Source organism: Dactylosporangium sp. NPDC049525 (genome assembly GCF_040676755.1).
Classification (GTDB): domain Bacteria; phylum Actinomycetota; class Actinomycetes; order Mycobacteriales; family Micromonosporaceae; genus Dactylosporangium.
Window position 1 is genome coordinate 36,809 of sequence record NZ_JBFAPO010000023.1, and the last position, 20,424, is coordinate 57,232.

Sequence of the window (20,424 nt, forward strand, 5' to 3'; positions counted from 1 at the left end):
AACTGTCATACCGGAACGGTAGCCCCCAGACGTGACGTTGACCCAGCAGTCGGACCCGCCGGCCGCCGCCAAACCGCGGCGGAGGATCGGCTCGGTCGAAGTGCTCGCCGCGCTGCTCGTGGTGGTGGTGCTGCTCCGGGGGCCCCTCACCGACTCGCTGTCGGCGCCCGTGCTGCAGACCTGGCTGACGGTGTTCGTCTCCGTGATGACCCAGGCGATTCCGTTCCTGGTGTTCGGGGTCGTGCTGTCGGGGATCATCGCGGTGTTCGTGCCGCCGTCGTTCTTCGCCAAGGCGCTGCCGAAGCACCCGGCGCTCGCCGTGCCGACCGCGAGCGTCGCCGGGGTCGTGCTGCCCGGCTGCGAATGCGCGTCGGTGCCGGTCGCCGGCGCCCTGGTCCGCCGTGGTGTGACCCCGGCGGCCGCGTTCGCGTTCCTGCTCGCCTCGCCGGCGGTCAACCCGATCGTGCTGGTCTCGACCGCGGTCGCGTTCCCCGGCCAGCCGCGGGTCGTCGTCGCCAGGGCCCTGGCCAGCCTCGTCGTCGCGTGCCTGATGGGCTGGCTGTGGCAGGCGTTCGGCAAGGGCAGCTGGCTCAAGATGCCGTCGCGGTCGCACCTCGACGGGATGGAGAAGTGGCCGGCGTTCTGGGCCAGCGTCCGGCACGACGTGCTGCACGCCGGCGGGTTCCTGGTCATCGGCGCCGCGTCGGCCGCCGTCATCGCCGTCGTCGTGCCGAAGTCGTGGCTGACGCACCTCGCCGCCGACCCGGTGATCGCGGTCGTGGTGCTGGGCCTGCTCGCCGTGCTGCTGTCCATCTGCTCGGAGGCCGACGCGTTCGTCGCCGCGTCGCTGACCCAGTTCTCCATGACCGCCCGGCTGGCGTTCATGGTCGTCGGTCCGATGATCGACCTGAAGCTCTTCGCCATGCAGGCCGGCATCTTCGGGCGCGGGTTCGCGCTGCGGTTCGCGCCGGCGACGTTCGTGCTCGCGATCGGGGTGTCCGCGGTGGTCGGGACGGTGCTGTTGTGAACAGGCAGGCGCAGGCCGTCATCCTGCTGCTCGTCGGTGGTGCGGTGCTGCGCGCCAGCCTCACCGACCAATACCTCAACTACGTCAAGCCGGGACTCCAGCCATATCTGATCCTTGCCGGGGCGATCCTGGTCGTCGCCGGTCTCTTCTCCCTCTGGTACGAGTTGCGCCCCGCCCGCCCCACCCTGGCCGGTGTGCACGCGGACGGCGCTGGTCCGCACGGGCCCGATGAGCACGACGACGGGCACGACGGGCATGTTGCCGGTCCGGCTGATGGCGGCGACGACGGGCACGGGCATGGACCCGGGGGGCCGAAGGTCGCGTGGCTGCTGCTCGCCCCGGTGCTCGGCCTGCTGCTGGTCGCGCCGCCGGCGCTCGGGTCGTATGCGGCCGGGCGGTCCGGGTCGGCGCTGGTCGAGAAGTCCGACTTCGCGCCGCTGCCGGCCGGCGACCCGATCAGGCTGACCATGCTCGACTACGCGTCCAGGGCCGTCTTCGACCGCGGGGTGTCGCTGGGGGAGCGCCGCATCGAGCTCACCGGTTTCGCGATGCGGGGACCGGAGGGCACCTGGCTGCTGGCCCGCATGATGGTCAGCTGCTGCGCCGCCGACGCCCGGCCGGTCAAGGTGGCGCTGGCCGGGCAACTGCCCGACGGCCTCGCCGAGGAGCAGTGGCTGCGGGTCACCGGTGGTTACACGGGCCGGCAGGTGAAGGACACCGTCAACGCGGAGACGATCCCGTTCATCGAGGTTGCCGAGGTCACGTTGATCCAGACGCCGGCCGAGCAATACGAGTCGTAGCCCGCGCGACCCGGACCGGTTTCTCGTAGGCGTTGGCGCGGCTCGGACCCGGCTGCGCGGCCCGGACCTGGCTGCACGGTCCGACCCGGCGGCGTTGGCGCGGCTCGGACCTGGCGGCGCGGCTCGGACCCGGCTGCGCGGCTGGGACTTGGCTGCGCGGCTCGGACCTGGCTGCACGGTCCGAACCCGGCGGTGTTGGCGCGGCTCGGACCTGGCGGCGCGGTCCGAATCCGGCTGCGCGGCTGGGACTTGGCTGCACGGTCCGAACCCGGCGGTGTTGGCGCGGCTCGGACCTGGTGGCGCGGCTCGGACCTGGTGGCGCGGTCCGAATCCGGCTGCGCGGCTCGGACCTGGCTGCACGGTCCGAACCCGGCGGTGTTGGCGCGGTCCGGACTTGGCTGCGCGGCTCGGACCCGGCTGCGCGGCCTGAATCCGGCGGCGGCCCGGACCCGGCGGTCCGCGCGGTCCGGGAACGGGGAAGCGGGCCGACGGCAGGATCGGGTTTCCCCCCGGCAGGAGGCGCGCGTTGTGTGCGAACCCGCAGCGCTCGCCACGGGGCACGGGGCACGGGATGGCCTGGCCTCGGGCAGTTCGGCGGTCGGGCGGCGGTTCAGCATGAGCAGCGGCAGTATCGATCATGAGGGGTGTGAGGTGCGGCACCCCGGCGGCGTCCAGCGTCGCGGTGTTCCGCGGCGGCGGCCTCGCGTTCGGCGCGAAACAGGCATGCGCCGCACGGTCGGCCTGGGGCGGCGGCGCGAGCATGGGAGTGCGACAGTCGAGGGCGTGAAGCCTTGCCGCTTTCTGGCCGCAGGCCGCTGAGGAGGAGACAGGTGACCAAGCGTCCGGCACTTCTGGTGCTCGTCCGGCATGCCGAGTCGGCTCGCAACCATGCGAAGAAGGGCAGCGTCTACTTCGCCGACGACGCGGCCCGGCAGGTGGTGCGTGGGGTGCCCGACCATCTCATCGACCTGACGGCCGACGGGCACAAGCAGGCGGAGCAGACCGGGCACGCGATCCGGGAGCGGTTCGGGGTGTTCGACTACGTCTACACGAGCGGCTACGCGCGGACGGTGCAGACCGCCGAGGGCGTGCTCGGGGCGTACACGCCGCAGGAGCGTGAACGGATGCGGGTGCGCACCAACATCTTCGTGCGCGAGCGGGACCCCGGGTTCGCCTATGACATGACGACCGCCGAGGCCGAGGCGGCGTTCCCGTGGCTGAACGAGTACTGGCAGACGTTCGGCGGGTTCATGGCGCGGCCGCCGGGCGGGGAGAGCCTCGCTGACGTGACCGGGCGGGTCCACACGTTCCTGGACACGCTGTTCCGCGACCGGGCCGGGCAGAAGATCATGGTCGTCACGCACGGGGGGACGTTGCGCTGCTTCAGGTTCCTGCTGGAGCGGTGGGGTTACCAGCAGGCGCAGCGCTGGCCGGAGGGGCAGACGCCGGCCAACTGCGGCGTGACGACGTATCGGGTCGCGGCCTCCGGTGAGCAGCTCGAGCTGGAGGACTACAACCGCGTCTACTGGACGGTTGGCTCGGCCACCGACGGTATCTGACCCGTCCCGTCCCGGCCCCGGGGCGGCGACCGCACCCCGTCCCACGGCGCACACAGGTGTACGGTGTGCGCGGCGACGGGGGGAGAACGATGCATATCAGCTTCACGGTCGAGCCGGACCAGGCCCGTGCCCGCCGTGCCATCCAGACGACGATGGGCGGCAAGCTGCTGCGCCTGTACATCCTCGGCGCGGTCGTCGCCGCGATCGGCGTGGTGATGTTCGTCAATGACGTTCCGTCGGGTGCGGCGCCGGTGGCGCTCGGGGCCGGGCTGCTGTGCTTCCCGTGGCTGGTGTCGCGGGCCGCGTCGCAGGCCAGGACCGGCATCCTCGGCGAGACGGCGACCTACGAGCTGACCGACGTCGACGTGCAGGCGCACACCAGGAGCCTCAACGTCGGGTACCGCTGGGAGTCCGTGCAGGCGGTGCGGGAGACGCCCGAGTTCTGGGTGGTGACGGTCGCCGGGATCAACCCCCTGGTGCTGCCGTGGACGCAGCTGCCACGGGCGGAGGCCGCCGAGGCCAGGGCGTTCCTGGTCGGCCGCGGGCTGCTCGCGGCCAGCCGCGAGTCGACCCTGGGACGCTGAAACCCCGCGAACCCGCCGAAGCCCCGAACCCGCCGAAGCCCGGAAGCCGCGAAGCCCGGAAGCCGCGAAGCCCGGAAGCCGCGAAGCCGCGAAGCCGTCAGGGCGTACGGTCGGCCAGGGCCAGGAAGCGGTCGGGGGCGTCCTCGTAGCCGGTGAGCCGCCAGCCGGACCGGGCTGCCGCATCGGTCAGCGGGCCCTCGGCCAGCGGCTCGTCCGGGCGTAGGACCCGGCCGTGCCGGGCGGCGAGCGCGGCCCGGCCCGTCGGGTGGAAGAGCACCAGCCGCCCGCCCGTCCTGGTGACCCGGGCGAGCTCGCGGAGCCCGCCGACCGGGTCCGGCAGGTGCATGACGAGCCCAGCGGCGAACACGGCGTCGACGCTGCCGTCCGCGAACGGCAGGCGGCCCGCGTCGGCGAGGACGAGCCCGCCGTTGCCCTTCTCGCGGGCCTTGGCGAGCATCTGCGGCGTGTGGTCCAGCCCGATGACCGTCCCGGCCGGGCCGACCGCGGCGCGCAGCGCGGGCAGGGCGCGGCCGGTGCCGCAGCCGGCGTCGACGACGACCCCGCCCGGCGGCAGGGCGGCGGCCTCGACGGCGGCGGCGTACGCGGGCAGGTCGTCGCCGAACTTCGCGTCCCAGGTGGCGGCGCGGACCCCGAAGAACGCCCGGGACTCCGCGAGGTGCCACCGGTCGTGCGGCAGGAGCCGGGGCGCGAGGTGCCGGATCACCGGCCAGTCGGGGTCGTACAGGTCGATGACGACGTCCGCGGTGTCGCCCCTCGCACCGTCGGCGGCGTGCTGCCGGCGTGACGTACGCAACCAGATGACGACGTCCCACCCGCCGTCCGGTGGGGTGTCCCGCGCGTCGGGCCCGGCGGCGACCAGCACCGCACCGGCAGCGGACGGCAAGCGGGTCGACAGGCGGCCCGCCGAGCGCAGCGCGAGCGCGAGCCGGTCGGCCACCTGGCCGGCGGTGTCCGCATCGGTGCCGTCGACGACCACCGCCGCGGAGCCGGCCGGGATCGCCTCCACGAGCAGCGTCATGACCTCGTCCCACCGGTCCTGTGTCATCGGTCCATCATGCAGAAGCGCCCGGGCCGCCTGACATCATGGGCCGGTGCGAAAGGTACTGATCATCGGAATCGGCGCGGGCGACCCGGACCACGTCACCATGCAGGCGGTCGAGGCCATGAACGCCGTCGACGTGTTCCTCGTCCTGGACAAGGGGGAGACGACCGCGGACCTGACCGAGGCGCGCCGGGCGATCTGCGAGCGGTTCGCCACGCGGCGGCCGTTCCGGACGGTGGTCATCGCCGACCCGCCTCGCGACCGGACCGCCGCGGACTACGAGGGCGCCGTGCGGGACTGGCGCGACGAACGGGCCAGGCTGATCGAGGAAGCGATCCTCGCCGAGGACGGTGTCTTCGGCATCCTCGCCTGGGGGGATCCGGCGCTGTACGACGGCACGATCCGCATCCTCGACACCATCGCCGCCCGCGGCAACGTGGCCGTCGACTATGAGGTCATCCCCGGCATCACCAGCGTCCAGGCGCTCACCGCCCGGCACCGGATCATGCTGAACCGGGTCGCCGGGCCGGTCCACATCACCACCGGGCGCCGCCTCGCCGCCGGCTGGCCCGACGGCTGCGACGACGTCGTCGTCATGCTCGACGCGGACCTCGCCTGCCGCGCGTACCGCGACGAGGACGTCGACATCTACTGGGGCGCATACCTCGGCACCCCGGACGAGCTGCTCGTCGCCGGCCGGCTCGGCAAGGTCCTCGACGAGATCGACGCGGTCCGCCGCGAGGCCCGCGCCCGCAAGGGCTGGATCATGGACACGTACCTGCTGCGCCGGGTCTAGGCGGCCCGGTTGGCGTGTGCCTGGCCCTGGATCAGGCGCAGCGGGGCCGGAGCCGGCGGTTCCTCGAGAAGGTCGAGGGCCGGTGGGCGGCCCCACCGGTGCGAGGGGCGTTGCCGGTCGGCGGGTGGGCGGCCCGGGTCGAGGGCGGGCCGGGACAGGGCGACCACGATCGCATACCCGGCCAGGACGAACCCGTGGCTCACCAGCCGTTGCGTCTCCACCGCCCCGGCGAGCAGGTCGTTGGCGGACAGCAGGGCGAGCAGCGCCACGAACGCGGTCAGCATCGGCAGCGCACCCGCCGGGGTGCCCCGCCGGGTCGCGATCCAGGCGAACCCGGCGCCGATCGCCACGTTCCAGGCGGCCGACTCGTGGAACACGTGACCGGCGCCGTGCACGTGGGCGGTCGCGGCGTTCGCGGCCTGGGCGATGCCGAGCACGAACTGGGCCGCGCCGAACCCGCCGAGCAGCACCCGCAGCGAGAACACCAGCCGCCGCCGGGTGAGCATCCTGAGCACTCCCCGAAGCGAAAAGCGGGGCGACGGGGCGAAGCCCGCCAGGAGGCGTTCAGCCGGTGGCGGAGCAGTGTCCAGCGGCCACAGCCGTACCATCCTCGTCGCCGCGAACGCCTGCTCCTGCCATTGCCGGCACGCGCCGCACTGTGACAGGTGCGCGTCGACCAGCGCCGGCGCGACCGCCTCGTCCTCGCCGTCCATCCGCGCGGACAGCGCTTCCCGGAACCGCATGCACTCCACGGACAGGTAGTCGCCGCCGCGGCCAGGGAAGTTCCCGCGTGGCTACGATTGCGCCGGGCATCGGTCGAGATCACGGGGGTTGCGATGCGGTACCGGACGTTCGGGCACACCGGGCTGCGCGTCTCAGAGCTGTTCCTGGGCGCGATGACATTCGGCGAGCAGGGCGGCGTCGGCGCGCCGATCGAAGAATGCCGCAAGATCCTCGACGCGTACGCCGATGCGGGCGGCAACGTGATCGACACCGCGATCAACTACCGGGGCGGCGCGAGCGAGGAGATCCTCGGCGAGCTCCTGGAAGGCCGGCGGGACCGGTTCGTGCTGGCCACGAAGTACAGCGTCACCCGCGACGCGGCCGACCCCAACGGCGGCGGCAACCACCGCAAGAACCTGCGGCTGTCCCTGGAGACGAGCCTGCGCCGGCTGCGGACCGACCACCTCGACGTCTACTGGGTGCACATCTGGGACCGGCACACGCCGGTCGAGGAGACGATGCGTGCCCTTGACGACGCCGTGCGCTCCGGGAAGGTCCTGCACCTCGGCATCTCCGACGCGCCCGCGTGGGTCGTGTCCCAGGCCAACACGCTCGCGCAGTGGCGCGGCTGGACCGCGTTCGCCGGCCTGCAGGTGCCCTACAGCCTGCTCAACCGGGACGTCGAGCGGGAGCTGCTGCCGATGGCCGAGTCGTTCGGGATGACCGTCGCCGCGTGGAGCCCGCTCGGCAACGGGGTCCTGTCCGGCAAGTACACCGGCGGCAGCTCACCGACCCGGCGGCTCGACCCGTCCTCGATCTCCGAGCACGACCTGTCCGTGGCGCGGGCCGTGCAGGCCGTCGCGGACGAGCTGGGCGTCACCCCGGCGCGGGTCGCGCTCGCGTGGACCAGGGTCCGGTCCCGGGCCGTCCACCCGATCGTCGGCGCCAGGTCGCTGGAGCAGCTCACCGACAACCTCGGCGCGCTCGACGTCGAGCTGCCGGCGGAGCACGTGACCCGCCTGGAGGAGGCGACGGCGTTCAAGCTCGGCTTCCCGGCGGACTTCATCGCGCAGACCACACCGTGGGTGTTCGGCGCCGCGGCCGCGGTCGAGGACTGAAAACAGAACCGCGGCCGCGGTCGAGGACCGAAACCGGGAACCGCGGCTGCGGTCGAGGACTGAAAAATCCGGGAACCGCCGCGCGGCGGTCGGGCAAGTACCGGGTGTACTGACCGACAGCCGAGAGGCCTGATGTCCGATGACCAGACCAACCGAGACGGTGGTGGCCACCGAACCGGTGGCCGACGCCATGATCATCGCGCGGTCCCTGGATGAGCCCGAGCTCTTCGCCCTGATCTTCCGCCGGCATGCGCCGGTGATCCAACGGTACGTGACCCGCCGTCTCGGCCCGTCCCTCGCGGAGGACGTCTGCGCGGACGTGTTCCTCGCGGCGTTCCGGCAGCGGCACCGCTACGCACCCGACCGGCTCGACGCCCGGCCGTGGCTGTTCGGCATCGCCACCAACCTGGTGGGCCGGCAGCGCCGCGCCGAGATCCGGGCGCTGAAGGCCCTGACGCGCACCGGCATCGACCCGGTGACGGAGGGGTTCGAGGTGTACAGCGATGCCCGGCTGGGCGCGGGTGCCGTCAACCAGCGGCTCGCCGCGGCGCTCGCGGGCCTGCGTCCCGGGTACCGCGACGCGCTGCTGCTGGTGGCGTGGGGTGACCTCACGTACGAGGAGATCGCGGTCGCGCTCGACGTGCCCGTGGGAACGGTGCGGTCCCGGGTGAACCGGGCTCGAAGCAGGATGCGCGCGGCACTCGGCGGGGCGGACCCGACGTCCATCCAGGAGGACCTGTGAACGACATGCGACAACTCCGCGAGTTCCGCGGCGAGGTGCCGGAGCTGTCCGGCACCGTACTGACGGAGGCCGAACGGTCCTTCGTGACGACGCTGCGCCGGGAAGGGACGGCGCGGCCCAGGAGGTCACGGCGGCCGCTGCTGGCGGTCGCGGGCCTTGCCACGGCGGCGGCCGGGGTGGCCGTGGCGGTGCTGCTGACCTCGACGACCCCGGTGACGACCCGGCCGCCGGTCGCCGGCGGCCAGCCCTCGGTCGGCGCCTCGTCGCCGGCGGTCAGGCTGAAGCCGGTCTCCGTCGCCGAGGTGCTCGACCTCGCCGCGGCCGCCCCAGTGGTCACGCCCGGCCCGGGGCAGTTCGTGGTCACCGAGTCGATCGTGCAGGACCAGGCGTTCGCCGGTGACGACGGCCGCTACCTGTACCGGGTGAAACGGACCACCTGGATCTCCGCGGACAACACGAAGCCGGGTGCGATCCGGGCCGAGAACCTGGAGCCGCTGCCGTTCCCGGGCCGGCCCGTCCCGGCGGGCGTGCCCGCGGCCGGCACGGTGAACACCAACGTGCTCTGCCCGGCGAAGGGCGGCGAGATCAGGCAGGACTACGCGTTCTACGGCACCTTGCCGGCCGACGCACAGGGCATGCTGACCTACTTCAGGAAGTTCCCCGGCGGCGGCGCCGACAAGAACTACTACCTGTGGAAGGCCGGCACCGAACTGGCCGCCGCCGCGATGCCCGCGGCCCAGCACACGGCGGTGTTTCAGGCGTTGAAGCTCGTCCCCGGCGCCCAGCTGGTCGGCGACACGAAGGACGCCGCCGGCCGCGACGGCATCGCGGTCGGTTACGTCAGCACCACCCAGGGTCTCCGTTTCGAGCTGATCTTCGACTCGGCCACGTTCGGATACCTCGGCTCGCGCGCCGTCGTCGTCGACGCGGCCACGGCCGGGGCGCCGGCCGGCACCCAGCTGGCGGCGACCGCCCAGCTGTCGGTGACGGTGACGGACGAGACGCCGCCGGCGGCGCTCGGCCCGAAGCAGCAGCCCTGCGCGTGACCCGGTAAGGGCGGGACGGGTGCGGACATATCGACTAACCTGAGCGTCACCACGACGCCGTGTCGCGAGGGGGAGTTCGTTGTGACCGGACAGGACCGGATCGACACATCGGTGCCGCACCCGGCTCGCCGCTACAACTACTGGCTCGGCGGCAAGGACCACTTCGCCGCCGACCGCGCGTCCGGCGACGAGATCGCCGCCGCGTTCCCGACCGTGCGGACGGCGGTGCTGGCCAACCGGGCCTTCCTCCGCCGTGCCGTGCGGTTCCTGGCCGAGGAGGCCGGCATCCGCCAGTTCCTCGACATCGGCACCGGCCTGCCCGTCCCGGACAACACCCACGAGCTCGCGCAGCGCGCCGACCCGACGGCCCGCGTCGTCTACGTCGACAACGACCCGATCGTGCTCACCCACGCGCGGGCGCTGCTCACCGGTACCCCCGAGGGCAAGACGGCGTATCTGGAGGCGGACCTGCGCGACCCGGCCGCGATCCTGGGGCACCCCGAGCTGCGGGCCACCCTCGACCTGGACCGTCCCGTCGCCCTGCTGCTGGTGGCCATCCTGCACTTCATCCACACCGACGAGGCCGCCCTGCCGATCGTGCGGACCCTGCTGTCCGCGTTGCCGTCCGGCAGCTACCTGGTCGCCACGAACGCCACCGTCGACTTCGCCGACGAGGCGGGCGCCGCCGCGTACCGGGCGATGTTCGCCGCCGGCCGTACCGACGGCTACGCGCGCACCGCGGCGCAGTTCGGCGCCTTCTTCGACGGCCTGGACCTGGTGCCACCGGGCGTCGTGGCGGTCAGCGACTGGCGTGGCTCCTACCCGGACGCCACCCCGGCCGAGGTCGCCATCTACGCCGCGGTGGGCCGCAAACCGTGACCGCATCACCGGCGAAACCGTGACCGCATCACCGGCGCGGCCGGCCGGCGGGCACCCGTTCAGCGGCCGCCGGAGACGGTGACGTCGCTGCCGGTGACGAACGACGCCGCCGGCGACACCAGCCACGACACGGTCGAGGCGACCTCGTCGGGCCGGCCCATCCGGCCCAGCGGGCTGCGCGCGACCGCTTCCTGCGCCGCGTCCGGCACCGCCGCGATCGCGTCCGTGGCGATGATGCCCGGTGACACGCTGTTGACCCGGATCCCCTCGGGGGCGACCTCGTTCGACAGTCCCTGGGTGAACGTCACCAGGGCGCCCTTCGTGGCCGCGTACGGCACCGAGCCCGGCAGCCCACCCGTCCGCGCCGCGACCGACGCGACGTTGACGATGGAGCCGCCGTTGCCGCCGTACGCCGTGGACATCGCCCGCACGGCGTGCTTGGCGCAGAGCATCGCCCCGACGACGTTGACCATCATGAGGTGCTGCAGCTCCTGCGCGCCCCGGTCCGCGATCCGGGCCGGCTCACCGAGCATCCCGGCGTTGTTGACCAGGGCGGTCAGCGGCCCCATCTCCTGCCGCGCCCGCTCGAACATCCCGGTGACCTGCTCGGGTTCCGCCACATCTGCCTGCACGGTCATGGCCCGCCCGCCCCGTGAGCGGATGCCGTTGGCCACCGCCTCGGCGCCGCCGGCGTCCGCGGCGTAGTTCACCACCACGCCGTACCCGTCCATGGCGAGCCGCTCGGCGATCGCGGCGCCGATGCCCCGGCTCGCACCCGTGACGATGACGGTGCCTCGCTTGTCCGCAGGTGTGGTCATGTCTGCAATGCTCGCCGCGGTGCGCACCGGCCGGCGACACCCGGCCCGGGGGATCGCCCCCCGGGCCGGGTCATGACGGCTTCGCGATGACCAGGAACTTGTTCTCGGCGTGCCGGGCGAACTTCAGGAACCCGCGCAGCCCCGGGATGCTCTCCATCAGCCCGAAGATCGGGATCAGCAGGATCACCGCCAGGGACTCCCACCACTTGCGCCGGCCGTCGGCGGACACCTCGGCGTTGACCCGCAGGCCCTCCCAGTACATCCAGATCACGTACGCCATGTTCAGCGCCCAGAGCGGGATGACGAGCAGCGTCACCGGCGAGGTGTTGGGATCGGCGATGAGCACCCCGATGAGCATGACCACGCCGACGTTCTGGATCGGGCCGACCACCCAGGACATCACCGAATATCCGAGCAGCAGCCGGTTGCGCAGCTGCAGCGACGGGTTGAACACCAGCCCTGCCAGCCCCCAGGACCAGCGTTCACGTTGCCGGAAGAAGTCGCGGAGGCTGGCCGGCGACGCGCCGTAGCAGCGGCCCCCGAACCAGCCGCTGCGACCCTCGTAGCGGGCGCTGAAGATCAGCGCGAACTGGGCGTCCTCGACGATGCTGCGCGGCCCGAAGTCCCAGCCGATCGTCGCCTCGATCGAGGCCCGCACCAGCAGCAGCTCACCGTGGACGCCCGCGCGCGGCGTGCCGCTGCCGGTCCAGGCGGAGAAACGCCCCACGTCCTCCGCCGGCCGGGCCGAGTCCGCGAGCCAGGTGAGCCAGTTGACGGCGTACTCGCGCGGATACGTCAGGATGCCCTGGGCCAGATGCTTGGCGTCGCGACCGGCCTGGGCCTGCTCCTCGATGAACCGGGCAACGGCCAGCGCGGTGTCGGGACCCACGCCGGTGTCGTCGTCCATGTGCAGCACCCACGCGTCGTCCTGGTTCTCGTGCTCGTGGATGCGCAGCTCGTGCGAGTAGTGGGTGGCGCGTGCCTTGAACCGCGTGCCGTTGGCGGTGCGGTACCCCGCCGGCACGGTGACCAGCCGTATCAGCGCGCTTCCCGCGGCCAGTTGGGCGATCCGGCCCGTCGCCTCGCAGCCCTCGTCGATGACGATGTCGATTCTGAGCCGCGGGAAGCAGCGGGGGAGGAAGGTGGTGAAGGACAGCACGGAGCGCTCGAGCGCCGGGTAGGTGTCGTGCCGCCCGATGGTGGGGACGACGACGATCAGGAAGCTGTCGCTGGTCGTCAGCCCTTGGCCGGACCATCGGGCCGCCGACGTGCGCAGCGCCTTACGGGTCCGCCGGATGCCGATGATGCCGGTGAGCGTGGTGAAGATCGGCCACGTCCACATCACCGTCAGCGGCCAGCCGAGCATCCCGGCGATCGGCCCGGCAAACCAGAAGTCACTCGCCATAATGACCAGGTAGGCGAGAATCAGCGGTCGGTACGCCGGCCTCCAGCGGGCGAGCCTGCGGTGCAGCTCGCCCGCCTGCCCCGGGCGGGGCGTTGTCTCCGGTCTTCCCACGTCAGTTCTCCCTCCGTGCCCGCCAGCCGCGGGGCGATGAGTGACTACCCGTGGACAAGTTCGAGATCGGTTCGGGTGATGGTGCGGAAGCGCCGTACCTTCGGGCTAGTACCGGCGTACCGTGCCGGGACTGTCCGATCTATCTGGCCTATCTGGCAGCTGCCGCCCCGCTGCCGTAGACGGTGGCCTCCTTGGCGGTCGCCCGGATGCCGTTGGCGCCGTCGAAGATGCGCCGGCCCCATTCGGTCAGCTGGCCGGCGTCGAAGCCGGCGGCCATGTCGAGGTACTCGACGCCGCCGCTGTTGCCGCTCCACGACCAGCCCAGGTATCCGATTCCGCGGGCCTGCGCCTCGTTCATGATGGTGTCGGCGTCCACGGCACCGTCGGAGTGCTTCCACCCGAACTCACCGACCACCAGCGGCAACCCGGCGTTGCGGAAGGCGTCGTAGTAGTCGGTGACCTTGGCGGCGGTGCCGTACACGCCGTACATGTGGACCGAGAACACGGTGTTGCGCAGCGGGTCGCTGCCGAACACCGACGGGGCGTTGTCGCGCATGATGCCCGACCAGTCCTGCCCCCAGTTGGGCCCGTCGACCATGATGAGGTGCTTCAGGCCGGCGCGGCGCAGCTTCGCGACCGCGGCGGTCGTCGCACCGGTCCAGCCGGCGGTGCCGGTGTTGCCGTACGGCTCGTTGCCGACGTTGATGACGACGTAGTCCTCCTGGCCGGCGAGCACCTGCCGCAGCCCGGCCCAGTAGTCCGCGGCCGCGTCCAGCGTGACGGAGGCGGCGTCGTCGCCGTATCCGGTGGTGCCGTGGTGCTCCAGGACGCAGATCAGCCGGTGCTGCTTGCACGTCGAGATGACGTCGGACACCTCGTCCGCCCCGACGTCGGCCGTCAGCACCACCCGCACGGTGTTGGCACCCAGCCGTTTGATGTCGGCGAACGACTGCTGCTGGTCCTTGTGCCAGGCGTACGAGTGGCTGACCCCCCGCATGACAAAGGCGGCTCCATTGCCCTCGACGATGGTCCCGCCGCTGACATGCAGGCCGCCCCCGCTCCGCAGGGACTGCGTCGACCTGCTCTGCCGTCCGGCGGCGAATCCGAACGCGATGAGTGCGGCGCACACCACTCCGACGATAACGGCTGACCTTCTCATGATCTCCCTAGGCTCGGGTCCGATCCCGGACGGGCACGGGTGACCCCACACCGCCGGGCAGGTACGCCCGGCGGCGCTGGGTCAGGCAGGGAAGCCGGTGGCGCCGCACCCCGGAAGGTGCGGGCCGGTGCCATCCGGTGTCCACCTCGAATCCCGGTGGACACCTGGGATCCGGCAAATGCCGTCGAGTGTACGACCCGGCCAATCACCCGCAAAGCCACCCGAATACGCCGGATACGCACCGCCTCGCCGACGGCCAGCCGGCGTTCAGCGACTGTTCAGCGGAGCGGGAGGGTGAGCGTCAGGACCATCGGCCGGGGCGCGGCCGGCCTGCTCGCCGAGGGGGTTCGGGTGATCCGCGACGCGCGGAAAGTCGGGTGCTCCGCGACCGCGCGGAATGTCGGGTGCTTCGCGACCGCGCGGAATGTCGGGTGCTCCGCGACGCGCGGAATGATGCGCGAACGCACGCGGCCGACCGGCGGTATGCCGGTCGGCCGGATCGCGGCGACGCGTCGGGCGTGCTGTCGGGGTGCTACTGGGTGTGCGCGGCTCGCGCGGCGACGAAGTCCTGGACGCTGGTCGCCGGTCGGCCGGTGACCACCTCGACGTCGTGGGTGAGCCGGTCGTAGCGGTTCTCGTGATGCAGCCGCGCCATGGTGACGAGGTGGTCCTGCAGGTGCTGCGGCAGGCCGAGCGGGGTCAGCTTCTCGTCGATCCACTGCCGCAGCGGCACGTCGACGTAGGTGACCGGCCGGCCGAGCGCGGCCGAGAACTCCGCCGCCATCCCCGTCATGTCCTGCGACCGGGGGCCGGTCAGCTCGTAGACCTTTCCGATGTGCGGCGCCGGGTCGGCCAGCACCGTGGCAACCACCTGGGCGACATCATCCGCCGCGACCGGTGCGGTGCGCCCCGAGCCGAACGGCAACCGGATCGCGCCGCTGCTCGCGATCGACCCGGCGGCGATCGTCGTGAACAGCGGGTTGTCGAGGAAGACCGTCGGCCGCAGGTACACGACCGGAAGCCCCGACCAGTCGAGCGTCTGCTCGGCGAGCCAGTGCAGGCGCTGCTGCTTCGACTCGGTCGTGCTGGTCAGCGTCATCTGCGAGACGGTCATCTGCGACATGTTGACCAGCGCCTCAAGGTCGCCCTGCGCCCGGGCCACGGCCGCCACGGTGACAGTTGCCTGCAGGTACTGCGGCGACACGCTCATGCCGAAGTACATGCGCCGGCACCCGGCGAGCGCGCGCACGACGTCGCCCGCCTCGGTGAGATCCCCGGCCACGACCTCGGCCCCGACGGCCCGCAGCCCATCGGCCCGTTCGTCCTCGTGGTGCACAAGCGCGCGGACCGGCACGCCCTGCCGTCGCAGCAGCTCCACCACGGTCCTGCCGACGGACCCCACCCCGCCCGCCGCACCGGTGACGAGCACGGGCGTCGCGCGCCCGGCCGCGGATGTTGTCATGTTCACAATGCTCAGCGCGTTCAGCGCGGCCGGCGACACCCGGCCCGGGGGACGTCATCGTCGTTGTCACGTGAGCAGGAAGGGGTACCCGGCGGCCCGGGTACCCCTTCCTTACTCCTACCTACGACCAGCTGGTGGTCGACCAGTCGTCCGCGGACCAGTAGTGGCCGGACCAGTAGTGACCGGACCAGTAATGACCGGTCCAGTAGCGGTCGTTCAGGGCCATGTCGTTCCACGTGCCGCTGCCCGTCCACGGTGACCCGGGCCAGGTCGCCGCGGCCCAGGTCCGCGACGTGTACGGCGGGACCCACCGCTGGTTGTCCTGCGGCACGCAGTCCCAGATCTGCAGCTGCAGACCGTTGGCGGTGCCCCAGTTGTCGACGTCGAGGCACTTGCCCGACGCGATGTTCACCAGCTGCCGGGCGCTGTTGACCTGCCATTGCTGGCTGGCGAAGCCGGCGCAGTCCCAGAGGTGCACCTTCGAGCCGTTGGTCTTGGCGCCGTTGACCACGTCCATGCACTTGCCCATGGCGCGGGCGGTGCCGTCGGCGGCGAGCACCCAGTACTGCGCGTTGGTGTTGTTGCAGTCGTACAGCTGGATCCGGGTGCCGTTCGAGGTCCCGCTGGCCGCCACGTCGACGCATTTGCCGCCGTATCCGGAGATCTGCCCGGTGCCGCCGGTCCCGCCGGCACCGGTCCAGGTGTCACCGGCCATCCGGTACCCCATCCAGACCCCGCCGTTCCACGAGGTCTTGGCCGCCGCCTGGCCGGCCCAGGCACCGACGGCGAACGGGCCGAAGATGGTCCGCTCGCCGTTGAGCTCGACGCCGTTGAGGGTGAGGTGGTTGCCGCCGCGGACGGTCTCCACCGAGCCCGTTCCGGTGCCCTTGCCGAAGGTCTGCGACGTGCCGGGGGTACCCAGGGCGACCGACGCGGCCACGTTGAGCTCCTTGAGCCCCTTCTGCCCCGCGGTGCCGGTCGTCAGCGCGGTCGCCCCGGAGATCAGCAGCTTCTTCACCTGGTCGGGAGTCAGCGACGGGCGCTGCTGCAGCAGCAACGCCGCCGCCGCGGAGGTCACCGCCGCGGCCTGTGACGTGCCGGAGCCCTTGAACCCGGTCTCGCCGACCCGCGCCGACGGGTACTGCTCGTCGATGTTGGAGCCCACGTCGCGCAGCGACACGATCGACGTGCCGGGCGCAAGGATGTCCACCTTGCGGGCCGCGTTGGAGTTGTTGCTGAACGTGGCCAGGTCGTCGTCGGTGGTCGCGATCGTCTGGTTCGTGGTCGAGGCGCCCACCGCGATCACGAACGGGTCCATTGCCGGGTTGGTCAGCACGGTGGTGCCGTTGCCGTCGTTGCCGGCGGCGACGACGACCACGATGCCGGCCTGCCACGCCTGCTCGACGGCGAACATCAGCGGGTCGATCGTGGAGGCCGACATGCCGCTGGAGCCGTACGACAGGTTGAGCACCCGGATCGGGCTGGCCGGGTCGTGGTTGCGATTCTGCACCACCCAGTCGATCGCGGCGATCATCTGGGTCACGTCGTTCGCGCCGTTGGCGGTGCCGACCTTCACCGAGGTCAGCTTCGCCTTCGGTGACAACCCGACGGTGCCGGTCGCGGTGTCGTTGCCGACCATGATCCCGGCCATGTGCGTGCCGTGCCCGAACGTGTCCAGATAGCGCAGCTGCGCCGACTGCGACTCGAACGACAGGTCCGGGCCGTTGACCAGCTGCGCCGGCGGCAACCCGGCGACCGGCGCCACCCCCGTGTCGATCAGGGCGATGCCGACCCCTTGCCCGGTCAGCGACGCCGCCGGCCCGGTGTCCGCCTTGACGATCGACCGCACGCTGCGCAGCGTGGTACCGGCCGTGGCGGGCCACTCGTCGGCCGACCAGCCGCCACCCAGCCTGGCGCTGCCACCGCCGGCCTCCGGGCTGATCGCGGCGCCGGCCGGGCCGGCCACCCCCAACAATCCCAGTGACGTCGCCACGGCCAGGCCCGATGCGCCAATGCGCAGCCTGGCCCGGCCCGTTCTCGACTTCCCCATCCGCGTCTCCCCGTCCGTGGGCAACAACAGCACGCTTACTCTTTGCATCTGAAACACCACGATGCGGTACCGCCCGCTACAAGTCATTGCCCCGCGGCAAGAACGCTCCGAACGCCCGACAGAGATTCCGGCCTGCTGTCAGCCGGCACGCGCGCCCATCCCCCTAGCTGGCTGACACGACCCCGGCGGCCACTCGACGGGCCAGGGGGCTCGGTTGCTCGCGATCATCCGTCGCGTCCTGCGACGGGTGCGTGCACCGTCACCCCGAACGGTGTGAGCGTAAGCAGTGCAGCAGTCCGCGAGGTCGTGAGCATGTGCCGCACAGCTGGATGGGGGCAACTGATGGGTGCGACAGCACAGGCGCCGGTCCGCAGTGCCGACCGGGTGGTGGAGGCCATTCGGGCGGCGGGGGTGCGGCACGTCTTCGGCGTTCCGGGCGCGAAGATCGACGCCGTCTACGACGCGTTGACGGACTCGGGTCTCCAGGTGGTCGTGTGCCGGCACGAGCAGAACGCGGCGTTCATGGCGGCCGCGGTGGGCCGGCTGACCGGCGTGCCGGGCGTGGTGCTGGTGACGTCCGGACCCGGCACCGCCAACCTGACGACCGGCCTGGTGACCGCCAATACCGAGCAGGACCCGGTGGTCGCGTTGTGCGGCGCCGTGAACCGCGCGGACCGGCTCAAACGCACGCACCAGTCGATGGACGCCGCCGGCCTGCTCAAGACCGTCACGAAGTTCACCGGCGAGGTCGATCACCCGGACGACGTCCTGGAGACGGTGGTCAACGCGTTCCGCGCGGCCGCCACGGCACCGTGCGGGTCGTCAGCGGTCGTCCTGCCGATGGACGTGCTCGCCGAGACGACCTCCACCGGCCCCGTCAAGGCGCTGCCACCGGCGACGTTGGGCCCCGCGCCGCACCAGGAGGTCCAGCGTGCGCTGCAGATCATCCGCGGCGCGCAGCGGCCGGCACTGCTGGTCGGGGCGCGCGGCGCCGACCCGGACAGTTGCGCCGCGATCCGCAGGCTGGTCAGCGACACCGCGCTCCCGGTGATCGAGACCTTCCAGGGCGCGGGCGTGGTCTCACACGATCTGGAGGACCACTACGTCGGCCGGGTCGGGCTGTTCCGCAACCAGCCGGGCGACGTGGTCCTGGCCCGCGCGGACGTGCTGATCACCGTCGGATTCGACCAGGTGGAGTACGACCCGGCGCTGTGGAACGCCGGCACCGACCGTCCGATCGTCCACGTCGACTCGGTGCCCGCGGTCATCGACACCTGCTACCAGCCGGCGGTCGAGCTGCGCGGCGACGTGGCGGCCACGCTCACCGACATGGCGAAGTCGCTGTCCGGGATGCAGGTGGCCGACGCGTTCAAGACCGAGATCGCAGGCCAGCGGCGGGCGCTGCGCGCGATCGACGACGACGCCGTCCAGGGGGGAGTGGACACGCCCCGCGGTCTCAACCCCGCGGCGCTCGTGCTGCGATTGCGGGAGCTGCTCGACGACAACGCGACGGTGGCGTGCGACGTCGGCTCCAACTACATCTACATGGCCCGGCATTTCCGGGTGTACGAGCCGCGGCACCTGCTGTTCTCCAACGGCCAGCAGACCCTCGGCGTCGGCATGCCATGGGCCATGGCCGCGAGCATGGTGCGCCCCGGCACCCAGGTCGTGTCGGTCTCGGGCGACGGAGGCTTCCTGTTCTCCGCACAGGAGCTGGAGACCGCCACGCGGCTCGGCCTGACGTTCACCCACGTGATCATGCGGGACAACAGCTACGACATGGTCGGCTTCCAGGAGGAGCTGAAGTACGGCCGCAGGTCCGGCGTCGCACTCGGCGACTACGACATCGTCAAGTACGCCGGCGCGTTCGGCGCCCACGGCTACCGCGTCACCACCGAGCAGGAGTTCACCACCGCACTGCGCCAGGCACTGGCCGAGGACGGCCCGTCGATCGTCGACGTACCGGTCGACTACAGCCACAACACCAGCCTCGCCACCGAACTGCACGAGGATCCCTTCGAGTAGCCGCCGAATAGCCGCGGATCCCTTCGAGTGGCCGCGCTCGAGCGTGAGGAGAGCGACGTTGGCCGAGACACGGCACGCCGAGGACGGGTTCCGCGGCTGGGCCAGGACCGTGCTCGCGCACCGTTTCGGTGGCGTGGGCGGCCAGCACGACGCCGGCCGGGCCAGGCAGGTCTATCAGTCCTCAACCATGGCCGCGTTGCTGGACGGCATCTACGACGGCGACGTGACGATCGGCGACCTGCTGACCCACGGCGACTTCGGCCTGGGCACGTTCAACCAGCTCGACGGCGAAATGGTCATCCTCGACGGCGTCTGCCACCACCTGCGGGCGGACGGCAGCGTCGAGGTCGCCGCCACCACCGACATGACACCCTTCGCCGCCGTCGCCTACTTCTCGCCCGACACCACGGTCCCGGTCACCGCACCCGCGACCAGGGCCGAAGCAACCGCGATCCTCGACACGAACATCCGCAGCGAGAACCTCATCTACGGAATCCGGATCACCGGAACGTTCAGCACGGTCCGGACCCGCACCGTCCGGAAGCAGACCGTCCCCTACCCGCCGCTGACCGAGGCGACCGCAGGGCAGGCGGAGACCAACTTCAACGACGTGACCGGGACCCTGGCCGGATTCCGGATGCCCGCCTACGAGCAGGGCGTCGCGGTCGCCGGCTATCACCTGCACTTCGTCGACGACACCCGGACCCACGGCGGCCACGCCCTGGACTTCCGGCTGACCGCCGGCACGATGCAGATCAGCACCTTCACCGACCTGCACCTGAGCCTGCCGACGTCAGCCCCGTTCCTGAACGCCAATCTCACGTCCACCAACATCTCGGAACGCATCCACCAGACCGAAGGCGGATGAGACAAGGCCGCCGAAGCCCGCCCCGTCACCCACCCCTGCGGCCTGCGTCGCGCATGGTCTGGTGGTGGTCGTCGATGCCGATGCGCATCCTTGCGGTTTGGTGATTACAGTTCGTAAGGTGAATTGTGGTCGATCACCTTGAGGACCCACAGGCGATATCCTGGGAAGAAATGCGGGACGAGCTCGGCT

18 protein-coding genes are annotated in these 20,424 nt (G+C 71.7%); 11 read left to right on the forward strand and 7 right to left on the reverse strand.

Annotated elements, in window-relative coordinates; translation table 11 throughout:
* Positions 1-31: 31 nt before the first annotated feature.
* From AB0K00_RS29230 to AB0K00_RS29245, 4 genes are all read left to right on the forward strand, one after another.
* Complete coding sequence (locus tag AB0K00_RS29230; RefSeq protein ID WP_363526363.1) at positions 32-1,027, forward strand: permease; 996 nt, start codon at positions 32-34, stop codon at positions 1,025-1,027.
* On the forward strand, positions 1,024-1,827 hold the full coding sequence (locus tag AB0K00_RS29235; RefSeq protein ID WP_363526366.1) for a TIGR03943 family protein: 804 nt from the start codon (positions 1,024-1,026) through the stop codon (positions 1,825-1,827). The genes AB0K00_RS29230 and AB0K00_RS29235 overlap by 4 nt, the downstream gene beginning before the upstream one ends.
* A gap of 830 nt (positions 1,828-2,657) precedes the next feature.
* The gene (locus AB0K00_RS29240) at positions 2,658-3,386 is read left to right on the forward strand and encodes a histidine phosphatase family protein (RefSeq protein WP_363526369.1); all 729 of its coding nucleotides are present in this window, start codon (positions 2,658-2,660) and stop codon (positions 3,384-3,386) included.
* Between the two features lie 89 nt (positions 3,387-3,475).
* A complete protein-coding gene (locus tag AB0K00_RS29245; RefSeq protein ID WP_363526372.1) occupies positions 3,476-3,970 on the forward strand; it encodes a hypothetical protein in 495 nt (164 codons plus the stop codon).
* Positions 3,971-4,067: 97 nt separating this feature from the next.
* On the opposite strand, the gene AB0K00_RS29250 is transcribed toward AB0K00_RS29245, so the two are convergent.
* The gene (locus AB0K00_RS29250; RefSeq protein WP_363526374.1) at positions 4,068-5,036 is read right to left on the reverse strand and encodes a methyltransferase domain-containing protein; all 969 of its coding nucleotides are present in this window, start codon (positions 5,034-5,036) and stop codon (positions 4,068-4,070) included.
* 46 nt (positions 5,037-5,082) lie between these two features.
* Here AB0K00_RS29250 and cobF point away from each other — a divergent pair, with 46 nt between their 5' ends.
* Positions 5,083-5,829: a precorrin-6A synthase (deacetylating) gene (gene cobF, locus AB0K00_RS29255; RefSeq protein ID WP_363526376.1), complete on the forward strand. Its 747-nt coding sequence runs from the start codon at positions 5,083-5,085 to the stop codon at positions 5,827-5,829.
* Here cobF and AB0K00_RS29260 read toward each other — a convergent pair.
* Positions 5,826-6,572 (reverse strand): zf-HC2 domain-containing protein, encoded by a 747-nt coding sequence (locus AB0K00_RS29260; protein ID WP_363526379.1) that lies wholly within the window; start codon positions 6,570-6,572, stop codon positions 5,826-5,828. The genes cobF and AB0K00_RS29260 overlap by 4 nt on opposite strands.
* A gap of 93 nt (positions 6,573-6,665) precedes the next feature.
* Here AB0K00_RS29260 and AB0K00_RS29265 point away from each other — a divergent pair, with 93 nt between their 5' ends.
* From AB0K00_RS29265 to AB0K00_RS29280, 4 genes are all read left to right on the forward strand, one after another.
* Complete coding sequence (locus tag AB0K00_RS29265; RefSeq protein ID WP_363526382.1) at positions 6,666-7,670, forward strand: aldo/keto reductase; 1,005 nt, start codon at positions 6,666-6,668, stop codon at positions 7,668-7,670.
* 139 nt (positions 7,671-7,809) lie between these two features.
* Complete coding sequence (locus AB0K00_RS29270) at positions 7,810-8,412, forward strand: RNA polymerase sigma factor (RefSeq protein WP_363526385.1); 603 nt, start codon at positions 7,810-7,812, stop codon at positions 8,410-8,412.
* A 5-nt stretch (positions 8,413-8,417) separates the two neighbouring features.
* Positions 8,418-9,458 (forward strand): CU044_5270 family protein, encoded by a 1,041-nt coding sequence (locus AB0K00_RS29275; protein WP_363526673.1) that lies wholly within the window; start codon positions 8,418-8,420, stop codon positions 9,456-9,458.
* A gap of 81 nt (positions 9,459-9,539) precedes the next feature.
* Positions 9,540-10,337: an SAM-dependent methyltransferase gene (locus AB0K00_RS29280; RefSeq protein WP_363526388.1), complete on the forward strand. Its 798-nt coding sequence runs from the start codon at positions 9,540-9,542 to the stop codon at positions 10,335-10,337.
* A 59-nt stretch (positions 10,338-10,396) separates the two neighbouring features.
* Here AB0K00_RS29280 and AB0K00_RS29285 read toward each other — a convergent pair whose 3' ends face one another.
* The 5 genes from AB0K00_RS29285 to AB0K00_RS29305 all read right to left on the reverse strand — a co-directional run bounded on the left by AB0K00_RS29285 (position 10,397) and on the right by AB0K00_RS29305 (position 17,342).
* A complete protein-coding gene (locus tag AB0K00_RS29285) occupies positions 10,397-11,155 on the reverse strand; it encodes an SDR family oxidoreductase (RefSeq protein ID WP_363526391.1) in 759 nt (252 codons plus the stop codon).
* A gap of 70 nt (positions 11,156-11,225) precedes the next feature.
* Positions 11,226-12,671, reverse strand: a complete 1,446-nt coding sequence (locus AB0K00_RS29290; RefSeq protein ID WP_363526394.1) for a glycosyltransferase family 2 protein — start codon at positions 12,669-12,671, stop codon at positions 11,226-11,228.
* A 148-nt stretch (positions 12,672-12,819) separates the two neighbouring features.
* Positions 12,820-13,830, reverse strand: a complete 1,011-nt coding sequence (locus tag AB0K00_RS29295; protein ID WP_363526396.1) for a glycoside hydrolase family 5 protein — start codon at positions 13,828-13,830, stop codon at positions 12,820-12,822.
* Between the two features lie 532 nt (positions 13,831-14,362).
* Positions 14,363-15,292, reverse strand: a complete 930-nt coding sequence (locus AB0K00_RS29300; protein ID WP_363526399.1) for an NAD(P)H-binding protein — start codon at positions 15,290-15,292, stop codon at positions 14,363-14,365.
* Between the two features lie 121 nt (positions 15,293-15,413).
* Entirely contained in the window at positions 15,414-17,342 is a 1,929-nt protein-coding gene (locus AB0K00_RS29305; protein WP_363526401.1) for a S8 family serine peptidase, read from the reverse strand.
* Positions 17,343-17,684: 342 nt separating this feature from the next.
* Here AB0K00_RS29305 and alsS point away from each other — a divergent pair, with 342 nt between their 5' ends.
* Together alsS and budA are read left to right on the forward strand one after the other, a co-directional pair.
* Entirely contained in the window at positions 17,685-19,367 is a 1,683-nt protein-coding gene (gene alsS, locus AB0K00_RS29310) for an acetolactate synthase AlsS (RefSeq protein WP_363526404.1), read from the forward strand.
* 58 nt (positions 19,368-19,425) lie between these two features.
* Entirely contained in the window at positions 19,426-20,235 is an 810-nt protein-coding gene (budA, locus tag AB0K00_RS29315; RefSeq protein ID WP_363526407.1) for an acetolactate decarboxylase, read from the forward strand.
* Positions 20,236-20,424 lie beyond the last annotated feature (189 nt).